Genomic DNA, 12,097 nt, shown 5'->3' with positions numbered 1-12,097 from the left:
GATTGGGTGCTCTTACCAAAATTCATTCTTGTTAAGAATCGTATATCAATCCGGTCGGATCTCCGTGACTTCCGGAAAGGTGAAAAGGGGAGTTCCTACGTCGCAAGGAAGTCGGAGAAACATTGGAATGATAGGGGCGGACCGAGTATTTCTAAAAAAGATTCTAAAGAAGGGGAGGTCGGATCTCCGGCTCAAGAGAAAGTGTTTCTGAATTCGCAGGGCGATGGTTTTTCTCCGAGGGAAAAAAAGTAGGAACTCCTAAAAATAACCGAGCTCGCCTTCCAATGACTCTTCGAAATACGGAACCTCTTGCTTCCGTGTGGGAACTCTCACAAGGTCTCGATTTCCGTGCAAACTTTTCGTGTTCCTTTCCTTGAAAAAGGCAATCTCCCCAACGAATGTGGGAACTCCCAAGAGGAATGAATCGGATTATTTGATTTTCAGAGGGCGACTCAGAAAAAATACTGACAATCGATGGAAAAAGACGCCGTCTCCTTACAAGACGCCCTGGAACACGGGCTTACCGCAGAAGAATTTCAAAAAATCCAGGACATCCTGGGAAGAATCCCGAACTCCACAGAACTCGGAATTTTTTCCGCAATGTGGTCGGAACACTGTTCTTATAAAAACTCGATTCTAAAATTAAAGACGCTCCCAACCTCTTCGGATAAGCTCCTCGCAAAAGCCGGAGAAGAGAACGCGGGCGCGATGGATATCGGCGACGGACTCGCCGTTGTCTTTAAGATCGAAAGTCACAATCACCCGACTGCCGTGGAACCTTATCAAGGCGCCGCGACCGGTGTCGGTGGAATCATGAGAGATATCTTTACGATGGGGGCTCGCCCGATCGTCTCTCTCAATTCACTTCGTTTTGGAAATCCCGACGAACCCCGAAACAAATATCTTCTTTCTCGCGCGGTCAAAGGAATCGGCGACTACGGAAATTCTCTCGGGATCGCCGTTTCAGGCGGAGAACTTTTTATCGATGAATGTTTTTCTAAAAATCCTCTCGTAAACGCGATGACGGTCGGAATTGTTCGTCACGATCAGATGGCGAGCGCGACCACCGGTGGACAAATCGGAAACGCGGTTTATATCGTCGGAGCTACGACGGGAAGAGACGGAATCCACGGAGCTTCTTTTGCTTCGAAAGACCTTTCGAAAGAATCGGAATCCAAACGTTCCGCGGTTCAGGTCGGAGATCCGTTTATGGAAAAACTTCTTATGGAAGCGAGTCTCGAAGCGATCCAAAAAGGACTCTTGGTCGGAATTCAAGACATGGGCGCCGCGGGAATTTCCTGCGCCACTTCGGAGATGAGCGCAAAGGGAAAAACCGGAATGAAGATCAACTTGGATCTTGTTCCCTTCCGTGAAACCGGAATGAACGCCTACGAAGCGATGCTTTCCGAATCTCAAGAAAGAATGCTTGTGGTTCCTAAAAAAGGAAAAGAAGCCGAGCTCGTATCTATATTCGAAAAATGGAATTTGAATGCGGTTCAAATCGGAGAAATCACAAACGACGGATTTATCGAAATTCTTATGGGGGGAATCCGCAAGGCCCATATCCCCGCCGAATGTCTCGTGTTAGGCGGAGGAGCTCCTCGTTACGAACGCGAAACCAAACGTCCTTCTTATCTGGACGCGGTAAAATCTTGGAAACCGGATTCTCTTCCCGACGTAACTTCGGGTAAGAATGCGACCGACGTTCTCATTCGGATTCTTTCTTCTTGGAACGTCTGTTCCAGAAGACCGATCACGGAACAATACGACAGCGAAGTTGGACTAGTAAAACTCATCGGGCCCGGACTCGACGGAGGACTTTCCTCGATCCCCGACACAAACAAGGCGCTCGCGACCGCGACAGATTGTAATTCTCGTTACACGTATCTCGATCCATATAAGGGCGCCGAGTTTGCGGTTTGTGAATCGGCTCGTAACGTCTACGTAACGGGTGCACGTCCTCTCGGAGTCACAAATAATCTCAATTTCGCAAATCCTTATATTCCGGAAAACTACTATATGTTTTCGGAATGTATTCGAGGAATGGGAGACGCCTGCCGTTTTCTCGAACTCCCCGTAACCGGAGGAAACGTTTCCTTTTACAACGAGTCTCCGGAAGGTCCGATCTTCCCGACTCCTACGATCGGAATGGTGGGAATTCTCCAGGACAAAACAAAACTTCTTTCCAACTTTCCGAAAGAAGCCGGCTTGGAACTCGCGGTCCTCGGAAACTTCCGCCCTTCTCTGGGAGGAAGCGAATACTTAAAAAAGATTCACGGACAAGTCAACGGAGCCATTCCGGAACTCGATATCAAAGAAGAATTGGCGCTCTGCAATTTGATTCTTTCCTTGAATGAAAAAGGCATTTTGAAATCGGCCCGAGATCTTTCTCTCGGAGGAATCGCGATCGCGCTTTCTAAGACGGTTCTTTTTTCTCGTCTTGGAATTTCCGCGGACTTGAGTTCTCTCAAACAAGATCGTCTCGATCTGACGCTTTTTGGAGAAACTTCCACGGCGGTTCTCGTCGGCTTTGTATCTTCCGAGAAGGAAGAGATTCAAAAACAAACACAAGCTTCCGGACTCAAATTCTATTCCGTCGGAAAGACGAACGAAAGCGGAGTCTTGGAATTTCAAAAAGAAGGAATCCGTCTTTCTTTTGATCAGTTGAGCGAACCCTATGAAAACGGTTTAGAAGCCATATTCGCACTCTAAAAAAGGAAAAGGAAAGAATGAAGTCTCTCTATTTACAAAAGCAAACCCTGATTCTTTTTCTCTCTCTGTCCGTTGTTTTTGCAACTGCCTGCAAGAAGAATGCGGAAGAAATATTAAACGAAGCAAAGGCGAATCCCGCTTCGGTCACGATTCTCGATTTAGGAATGCAAAAGTTGACTGCAATTCCCGAGGGAGCTTGCGGATTTCCCAATCTAAAACGTCTGGACCTTCGTCTCAACAGTTTGGCCGCTCTTCCGGATTCCCTCGGAGAATGTAAGAGTGTGGAACAATTGAACGTTTTCGGAAACGACCTCACAACCTTTCCTTCCGCGCTTTCTAAATTAAAGAATCTGAAAGTTCTTCTCGCGGGGAACAACGATCTTACCAATCTTCCGTCCGAACTTCTTTTTTTACCGGAAATCAAAACGATCTACATGGATCAAAACAAGCTGACTCTGACCGAGACGGACGTGGACATTCTCGCGAGTCTTTCCAACTTGGAAGAATTGGATCTGAATCTCAACGTAGGAATTAAAATTCTTCCGGCGAATTATACAAAGCTGAAGAATCTAACTCGTTTAAAAAGATTGAATATTAAAAAAACATCACTCAAAGGAGAAGACGCAGAGAAACTCCAAGCGATTCTCCCTAAAACAAAAATCGACTATTGATATCTATATGAGCGAAACACAAAAAGAAAATCCGTATTCATCTACCGTACTACTACCCAAAACCGACTTTCCTATGAAAGCCGATCTTGCAAAAAGAGAACCCGCTCAGATCCAGGCTTGGAAGTCCGCGCAGATCTTCCGTAAGATGAGGGAACAAAGAAAAGGAAAAAAAGAATTCATTCTTCACGACGGTCCTCCTTATGCGAACGGAAATTTTCATTTGGGTCACGCTCTTAATAAGATCTTAAAAGATACGATCGTAAAATCGAAGGCCCTCGCCGGTTATTATACGGACATGATTCCCGGATGGGATTGTCACGGACTTCCGATCGAAGTTCAGGTTTTGAAGAATTTAGGAAAGAAGGCCCGTGAAACCGGTCCCGAAGAACTAAGACAACTTTGTAGAAACTACGCCGAAGAGTTCGTGGGAAAACAAAGCGAAGACTTGAGTCGTTTTCTTTGTTTCTGGGAAGAAGGAAGAATCTACAAAACGATGTCTCCCGATTTCGAAGCGAGAATCGTAGAAGTCTTCGGAGATCTATTTCAGAAAGGTTACGTCTATCGCGGTAAAAAACCGGTCTATTGGTCGATCGATTTGGCGACGGCGCACGCGGAAGCCGAGATCGAATACTATCCTCACGTTTCTCCTTCGATCTATGTGAAATTTCCCGTGATCGGAGAAAACAATCGTTACTGTTTGATCTGGACGACGACCCCTTGGACTCTTCCTGCCAATCTTGCGATTTGCTTTAACAGAAAAATTGAATATTCTATTTTTAAAACGGAGTCCGGAGAGGAATTGATTCTCGCAGACGGACTCGCCGAAAACGTGACGACCGCAACCGGAGTCGCGTTGACAAAAGTAAAACCGATCACGACGGACGAACTCGCGGCTCTCAAATTCCAACATCCTTTTATCGATCGAGTTTCCATTCCTCTCTTTGGAGATCACGTGACTCTGGAAGCGGGAACCGGTTGTGTTCACACGGCGCCCGGACATGGACAAGACGACTACAAGGTGGGACTCGCGGCTGGACTCGAACCATTCTCACCCGTGGATGATTATGGAAAATATACCGATGAATTTCCGCTCATGCAGGGAACCAAGGTCTTTGACGCAAATCCTCTCATCATAGAACTCTTAAAAGACAAGGGCTTACTCTTTTATCACAGTGAGTTCGAACATTCTTATCCTCATAGCTGGAGAAGTAAAAAACCTCTGATCTTTCGCGCGACGCCGCAGTGGTTTTTTAAGATGGATTTTAACGAACTCAGAGAAAAATCTCTCGCGGCGATCGACGGGGTTCAGTGGATTCCGAATTGGGGAATCACAAGAATTCGATCGATGGTGGAGACAAGACCGGATTGGTGTTTGTCTCGTCAGAGAAACTGGGGAGTTCCGATTCCCGCGTTTACCTGCGAATCCTGCGGAGAAACTCATATCAACGCGGCTTCGATTCAATTCTTTACTCAGAAGGTTCGTGAAAAAGGAATCGAGATCTGGTATTCCGAGAAAGCGAGCGAACTCTTACCACCGGGCGCAAAGTGCGAGAAGTGCGGAAAGGATTCTTTCAAAAAAGGAAACGATATTTTAGACGTTTGGTTTGATTCCGGAGTTTCCAGCTTTGCCGTGTTAGACGAAAGAAAGAATGAACCGTCTGCGGATCTTTACTTGGAAGGTTCCGATCAACACAGGGGTTGGTTTCAGTCTTCGCTCTGGCCGTCGATGGCTCTCAGAGGAATTCCTCCCTACAAAACGGTGCTGACTCACGGATACGTTCTGGATGAGAAAGGGCACCCGATGTCCAAGTCTCTCGGAAACGGAATCGATCCTACCACCGATATCATCCAGGTTTACGGCGCGGATATTCTTAGGCTTTGGGTAAGTTCTCTGGACTTCAGAGACGATATCAAGGTCGGAAAAGAATCTATCAAGATCGTATCCGAACAATATCGAAAGATCAGAAATACATTCCGTTATCTTCTAGGAAATTTAGAAGGTCATAGCGCGGAACAAAATCTTCCCTTTGAAGAATTGGAAGAGTTGGATCGATTCTATCTTTCCAAACTCGCTCAGTTTGTGGAAGACGCGGGTGCGAGTTATGAAACGTATCAGTTTCATCAGATCTATCAAAAGCTCATTCTATTTTGTACGGTGACCTTGTCTCAGGATTATTTTGATATGATTCGGGATCGTATGTACTGCGACGCAAGAAATTCCAAGTCGAGAAGATCTTCTGCGACCGCGTTACAGCATATTCTGGAAACGTTAAGTATTCTTACAGCGCCGATCTTGAGTTTTACCGCCGAAGAGGTCTGGGCTGAAAACGGAAAAAAAGAATCCGTATTCTTACAAACGTTTCCGGATCTCAAATCTTGGAAGAATCCTGCGCTCGAAGAAAAGTTCGAATCCGTTCTGCAGGCGAGAGAAGCCGTTCAGAAGGCGCTTGAGCTTGCGAGACAAGAAGGCAAGCTCGGGAAGTCGCTCGAAGCCGGACTTGAGATCGTTTCTAAAGACGGTTCAAAACTTACAAAACTCCTTCCGAAAGAAACCTTGGAACTCCTCTTTGTCGTATCGCAGGTGCACGAAACCAATCCGAACTTGGAAGTCCTGTCTTCTCACGAGAATGAAAAATTCTCCGTAAAGGTTTTGAAACCGGCGCAAGGAGAATGTCCTCGTTGTTGGAGACATACCGAAGACATCGGAAAAGAAGGGGACCTCTGCGGTCGTTGTAAGTCTGTCGTAGGTTGAAGAAGGATCCAGAAGGGGGAGGTTTCCCCCTCGCTACAAACGCATTCGCGTTTTCCGCTACCCCCTCTCCGGGAATTGAATTCTGATTTTAGCCCGGACCCAATCTTTCTTTTCAAGATTGAGAGAGGGACTTGCGGGAGTTCCCACAGTTTCTTAGAACGACCTTGGCTGGAGATACAATTTGATTCATCCAGGGAAACCGGACTTTGAAGTCTTGCAGGAGAATCTTTTAAAAAAAAGTAGGAACTCCCGCGCGATTTGCTGCGTTTCGTTTGATTTGGAGATAAAAGAAGCGTGGGAACTCCCCCGTTTTTTCAGAGCAAGTTTCGTATTAGAAAAGGAATCCCGAACGTTGAAAGCCCTGCGGAAAAATTCTCGAAAAAGTGGGAACTCACACTCTTTTCTCCAGAACAAGTTTCGTTTTAGAGAACAATTTTGAAATAACTGTAAAAGCCTTCTCGAAAAAAAACAAGGTAGGAACTCACACGTTTTTACCGGAAACAGCGGACTTGGAAAAAAGTTTCTCATGGAATTCTAAAAAAGTGATCCGGAAAATTCCGTTGAGGATCGAGCGTAGGAACTCCCGCGCGGTTTTCTGCGTTTCGTTTGATTTGGAGATAAAAGGAGCGTGGGAACTCCCCCCGTTTTTTCAAAGCAAGTTTCGTTTTGGGAAAAAGTAGGAACTCACACTTTCGGGAAAGTCTTCACCAAGACTCAAACTGATCCGAGAGAATATCAGGTTTTGAGTTTTTCCTATTCTCCGAATCGAATTTGCAAAACTCTTCAAGCAAAAACAGAGAAAAAAAATTTACGCAAGAATCGGCTGAAACAAAAGTGAGAAGAGGGGAAGGAAGGATTTGAGTGAGAAATTCTTACGCACGAAAACCCTCACTCAAGAAATTGCAAAAATGAAATTTGTCGAAAAGATCAACCGCCGCCCGGGCGATCGTTTTCGTCCGTAAGTCTGCGGATTTCGTTTCTCTTTCTCGGTTTGAATTTATACTGCTCCATCTGATCCAAATTGAAGACTACCCATTTGCGATTGGGTATGTTCCTCACCGTTTGAAACTGGACCGTTCCGTTATCCGAAATTTCGGTTCCGTCGGAAACGTTTGTGAGATAGATTTGTCTGATATCCGTCCAAAGACTAAAATCCAAGCCGATATTCTTATCAATAATTTCCCTTTTGATCTTTCCAAAGACGACGTTTACCTTTGTCTTTTCTCCCCAGATAAGGGCGGTAGTCAATTCCTCCGTGGAAATCACGGACTGAATGTCATCGTATTTTGTGATCAAAACGAGGATCTTATTTTCAGGAAGGGATTTGAGGACATAGGGAAGATCTCTTGCGATGATTTCCAATTCTCCATCGGAAAAAACGTGATCGGTAAAAAAACCGAGAGAGGATTTTTTTACATACTTGAGATTTCCCAAAAGGTCTTTCCATTGTTCCGGTTTTAGATCAATCGGATGCGAAAATGCTCCCGGAGGAACGAATTCATCAAACTGATCGACTTTGGAAGGAGAAATTTTGAAATAAGCGACTTCTTCTGAGTTATAAATCAGATTCTGACTCTTGGACCAGAAGAGGATCCCTCTTTCGTGGACCCAGGAGCATTGAACAAGGAGAAGAAGAATAAGAACGGAGGAAAATTTGAATATTCGTTTCATTTAGAATTTTGATCCACAAACTCCTGGAAAATCGGATACTTGTTTAGAAACTCGTCGTTCGTATAAAGGTTCACAATTTTGTCCAGGCCCGATAGCCGAAATACAGAATTTAGAGATTTATTGAGGCCGAATATGTTCACGATGCCGTTTTTTTCCCGGATTTGATTTCGAACTTTGATGATGATTCCGATTCCGGAAGAATCGATGAATTTGACCTTCCCCAGGAAAAAACTGATGATTTCAGGACTTCCGCTTTTTACCGATTCTTCGAATTCGTAGTAGAAATCCCTTGAATTATCCATCAGAATATCTTCAAGAACGCTAAGAACGATATGGTTCTCTCGAATCTCGCTACGGATGATCATCAGATCGAAAAAACACCCGGAAGAAAGGTCTGTCAAGAAGTAAAATGAATCAGTATCTTTCTTGATTTATTTCTCAGAACTGCAAATTTGAACTGAGACGCGGGATTGCAAGGGTTGCATTATGGCTGAGTTTGATAAAACAAAACGCTCCATTGGAGTGAACAATCTGGATGATAAGGCCAGAAAAGAAATGTTCGATAAATTCCAGTCTGCTGGCGGCAAGGTCGTCAATGACAAGGATAAGAAAAAAGAGGAAGCAGCCCGTAAAACAAGCCAGCCCAACATTCGCCAAGGTCAGAGAAGTTCGGCCGGCGGAAAAGATTCTTCTTCTCGTCCCGGCGGCGGTTCGGGAAGTCGTTCGGGATCTTCCAATGTTTCCGGAGGAAAAGGAGCGCCCGTTTCCCGAGGACCGGCTCCGAGAGATCGCAAAGCTCTCGAAGACGAGATGGGAAATTTTATCAATCGATTCTCCGTTCGAGTCAAGTGTTGGTTGGGAAGAGTTACGGGCTTTTCGTCTTCGGAACTTCTTCCTTCCTTCCTATCCGAGTTCAATCTTTCCGGAAAAAAAGCCATCTTAGAAATGAACTTTGTGGGGAATGATATTCTTGGAAATCCTGCCTATGCGGGAAAGATCGCAAAGGAACTCGACGCACAAAATCCTATCTACATAGAACTCATAGGAAGAATGCATAAACTCTATGATAATGCGGAAGTCAATCAGGTGATAGAACCGCATAACGCAGCTCCCGATCTTCCAGTCGGAATTTCCAGAGTCAGAGATCCGATCTATTCGATCTTTAGAAAATTATACTATGTTTATCCGTTTCAAGGAAGTTACGTAAAGGCCGTGACCTTGGGTTATGCGGCTCTTGAGAAACTGGAAGGAAAACCTTCTAGCATTTATAATACGAAGAAGAAAAGAGCGCTTCAAGAATTCGATTATCTCTACGGAACCCTTTTTGAAAAACTCTATCTTGTGGTTCTCCGAAACGAGAACAAAAACATCCCTCTCTTAAGTAATACGATGGAAGCAGTGATTGGAATTGTTCCCGAGGAGAAACCGGGACAAAGACAACAGGGAGAAGAATTGGATGAAATCTCCGGAGGTGCGGCGCCCGAGGAAGAGGTAGTCGAAGAGGAGAAGAAGGAAGAGATCAATCCGGAAGATTCTCTGAGTAAGGAATTAAAATACGGTTTGAAATTGATGAGGATGCTTTCGCTGGATCAGTTGAGAAAAAAACACGATCCAAAGGGTGAATACGAGCTCATACCTTCCGCGGACAAGGCTTTTCTAACTTGGTTGTTCTTCAAAGAATTCGACGCGGAATATTCCTTTGTGATGACCACGAAAAAAATCGAACTCAAACCTACGATCGTAAACGGCTCCAAGGTCGACTACCGCGAAAAGATGGTGGATCACTATGAAACTTCAAGAGCTTCCATAGAGCAGTTCCGGATCTACGATCAATATTATAAAGAGCTTAAGAATCATCTGAAAAATCCGGGCGCCAACTACATCGAAGCTTCGAAAAAGACCACGGCTCTGGAAACGAAAAGAAGTCAACAATCCAGAAACGTTCGCGTGACCGTGAAGGAGTTCGTGGAAAAGACGGGAGAAATTTTAGAAAAATTGATCGCGGACATGAAATCGAAAAAAGAGGTCGTAACCAATATGGACGAGCTTATGACTTTCGATCTTATGGAATCCAAAAGAAGGCTCAACAAAAAGCCGATCAAACAGTGTATTATGGAATCCTATTGTTTCTCGATCGCTCTTGCGGGAAGACTCGAAAATGGAGATCTTTTTGGCGGAGTCACCGAGCTTTCCCCGGAAGAAATGGAGAAAGAATTCGGAATCAAGACGGAACAAGCCGCCGGAGAATCGGATCTTGGAATTTCCGGAGGCGGCGCAACTCAAGGAGAGGTCGGTTCTTCCGAGAACCTGGATGCGGATTCACTGGGTGTGGATCCTTCCATCTTAGGGGATTAAATCAGGAAGGTATTGATATTTGGCATCGGCAAAAGTAACTCTATTTCAAAAACATCTCAATCAACCCATCACAAGCGAACAAAAATCGAAACTGGCGAAGGAGAAATCCGATTTTCTTCTTCTTCCGGAATACTTTCCGTTTTACAATTCATCGTCCACGCCCGAAGGAGCCGTCGAAAAATCAAAATCTCTGACGGACGAGTTGTTGCAAATTTCTGAATATTATAAGGGTGTAATCATCGGCGGATCCATATTTCGGAAGGACGATTCCGGAAGAATAAAACTTTCGGTGCCGATCATACAAAGTGTGGTGGTCGTGGACTGGTATGAAAAGCAGGAACTTTTACCGTCCGAAAAGCCAGCGATCGGAGGCGATGCCGAAACGATTTTTATCATGAGCGGTTTTCGATTCGGAATTGTTACGGGAAAGGAAATCGAAAATCCGAAACGTCTGGAAGAATTAAGATCTCAAAACGTAAATCTTCTTTTTCATATCGACTCCGTTTTGGAGACCGATTCTACGCACGCTCAAGATTTGGAACGTTATGCGAAGCTTTCCTCCGAATACGGAATTTTTATAGCAAGAGTAACTGGCGTCGGTTCGTCCCTCGGTCGTTCCGGAATCGGAAGGAGCCTTCTTTCCACTTCTTCCGGGGTCAACTGGAAGGTCGCGGAATCGGAAAAAGATAAGGAAGTGATCAAAACCGTTACGATCAACGGAGTGAACGGCTTGTTTTGAGAGATTCGGTCTCCTAAAATTCAAACGTTTTTTAGATCGGAATTTTCGACTTCTTCTCGATCTAATGATTTTCCGTTTTTTACTCTGATTATGATCCGGATTTCGATTCATAATGGTTCCTGCATTTCTGATTTTGAGTTTGTTCCAAAACGCATAGCCTTATCCACAATTACGCACAAGCTGAAGGGAGTTGCAGCGGGAATCGTCTCGAGAAGAAGGGTTTGTCGTAGTTCCGACAGGAAGATTTTTTCTTGAAAGATTAGAATTTTGTGATATAGCAAAGTCACCCGAGGTTTTCCCGCCACCGCTCCCCTACACCCGAAACTCGGGCGGGGCGCGCCGTTTTCATGGAGGACTTGTCGTAGTTCCGACGGATTTTTCTTCGATCCAGGCAGCTTTTGGTAAGCTTGTCCTAAACCCTGGAGAGGGGCAATAAAAACGGAACGCTGAGTTCCCGCGAAGGACGGAGTTCAAAGCAAAATGAAACTACAAGCCAATGGTTCAAACGTTCCGGAATCGTAAAAAAGAATCCGTAACACTTCGAGCGTTTATTACCGACTGACAGGATGCTTTAAGCACTGGAACGAATGAAATTTTGGAACAGATTTTTCATCATTTTATAAGAATACGCTCACGTCGAAAAAGATCGCTTGTTGTTAAAAACAGTCGACCGGGCTTGGATCAGACTGTTATTTTTTTGAAAAAGAACTTGAAATCGGACTTCCATTTCATCCGTAATAGACTTTCGGAAGATTCTTTTTCTCTTTCGGCGCGATCGTCGATCGAAATCGTTTCTGAGATTCTAAGATACAAATATTATTCAATAAAACTTATCCGGTAATACACTCTATGCAGATTACATACGAATTGACTTTAGAAGATATCGTAAACTTTAATGAATACCATTTTCGACATTCCAAGGTTTCGAAAAAGAAAAGAATGATCGCCAAACTTATCATTCCCGTTTGGACCTTGTTTGTCTTTTTGGCTTTAAACTATACGAACTTAGACGAAATCTCTTTTCTCTTCAATATTCCGATTTTCTTATTTGCAATCGTTTGGTTTTTTCTATTTGATCGCCTCTATTTTTGGAGACTTCGAAACAATGTCGATAAAATGCTTCGGGAAAAAGAAAACAAGGGAATGATCGGAAAACAAAAAATCACGTTAACCGATGATTTACTTCTTTTTGAGACG

General features: G+C 44.4%; 8 protein-coding genes. 6 read left to right on the top strand and 2 right to left on the bottom strand.

Annotated elements, in window-relative coordinates:
• Positions 1-474: 474 nt before the first annotated feature.
• The 3 genes from purL to ileS are packed head-to-tail and all read left to right on the top strand — an operon-like array spanning position 475 to position 6,135.
• On the top strand, positions 475-2,712 hold the full coding sequence (gene purL, locus JWG45_RS10785) for a phosphoribosylformylglycinamidine synthase subunit PurL (protein WP_205279764.1): 2,238 nt from the start codon (positions 475-477) through the stop codon (positions 2,710-2,712).
• 17 nt (positions 2,713-2,729) lie between these two features.
• On the top strand, positions 2,730-3,383 hold the full coding sequence (locus JWG45_RS10780) for a leucine-rich repeat domain-containing protein (RefSeq protein ID WP_205279762.1): 654 nt from the start codon (positions 2,730-2,732) through the stop codon (positions 3,381-3,383).
• 7 nt (positions 3,384-3,390) lie between these two features.
• A complete protein-coding gene (gene ileS / locus JWG45_RS10775; protein WP_205279761.1) occupies positions 3,391-6,135 on the top strand; it encodes an isoleucine--tRNA ligase in 2,745 nt (914 codons plus the stop codon).
• A gap of 927 nt (positions 6,136-7,062) precedes the next feature.
• On the opposite strand, the gene JWG45_RS10770 is transcribed toward ileS, so the two are convergent.
• The gene (locus JWG45_RS10770) at positions 7,063-7,806 is read right to left on the bottom strand and encodes an LA_1326/LA_4305 family lipoprotein (protein WP_205279760.1); all 744 of its coding nucleotides are present in this window, start codon (positions 7,804-7,806) and stop codon (positions 7,063-7,065) included.
• Positions 7,803-8,171 carry an STAS domain-containing protein gene (locus JWG45_RS10765; protein ID WP_205279759.1) on the bottom strand — a complete coding sequence of 123 codons (369 nt, stop codon included), beginning with the start codon at positions 8,169-8,171 and terminating at the stop codon, positions 7,803-7,805. The genes JWG45_RS10770 and JWG45_RS10765 overlap by 4 nt, the downstream gene beginning before the upstream one ends.
• A gap of 121 nt (positions 8,172-8,292) precedes the next feature.
• Between JWG45_RS10765 and JWG45_RS10760 the strand changes: the two genes are divergently transcribed.
• From JWG45_RS10760 to JWG45_RS10750, 3 genes are all read left to right on the top strand, one after another.
• Entirely contained in the window at positions 8,293-10,161 is a 1,869-nt protein-coding gene (locus JWG45_RS10760; protein ID WP_205279758.1) for a hypothetical protein, read from the top strand.
• Between the two features lie 19 nt (positions 10,162-10,180).
• Positions 10,181-10,900: a carbon-nitrogen hydrolase family protein gene (locus tag JWG45_RS10755; RefSeq protein ID WP_205279757.1), complete on the top strand. Its 720-nt coding sequence runs from the start codon at positions 10,181-10,183 to the stop codon at positions 10,898-10,900.
• An 849-nt stretch (positions 10,901-11,749) separates the two neighbouring features.
• Positions 11,750-12,097: hypothetical protein (locus JWG45_RS10750; protein WP_205279756.1), on the top strand; the 348-nt coding region annotated here is incomplete at its 3' end.

Source organism: Leptospira ainlahdjerensis (assembly GCF_016919175.1).
Lineage (GTDB): Bacteria > Spirochaetota > Leptospiria > Leptospirales > Leptospiraceae > Leptospira > Leptospira ainlahdjerensis.
Note: the sequence above shows the minus strand (reverse complement) of the source record. Positions and strands in the feature narration are given on the sequence as shown.

Excerpts from the sequence above, each read along its gene's own strand:
- purL (WP_205279764.1), top strand. The coding sequence starts at position 475 with ATGGAAAAAGACGCCGTCTCCTTACAAGACGCCCTGGAACACGGGCTT.
- JWG45_RS10780 (WP_205279762.1), top strand. The coding sequence starts at position 2,730 with ATGAAGTCTCTCTATTTACAAAAGCAAACCCTGATTCTTTTTCTCTCT.
- ileS (WP_205279761.1), top strand. The coding sequence starts at position 3,391 with ATGAGCGAAACACAAAAAGAAAATCCGTATTCATCTACCGTACTACTA.
- JWG45_RS10770 (WP_205279760.1), bottom strand. The coding sequence starts at position 7,806 with ATGAAACGAATATTCAAATTTTCCTCCGTTCTTATTCTTCTTCTCCTT.
- JWG45_RS10765 (WP_205279759.1), bottom strand. The coding sequence starts at position 8,171 with ATGATCATCCGTAGCGAGATTCGAGAGAACCATATCGTTCTTAGCGTT.
- JWG45_RS10760 (WP_205279758.1), top strand. The coding sequence starts at position 8,293 with ATGGCTGAGTTTGATAAAACAAAACGCTCCATTGGAGTGAACAATCTG.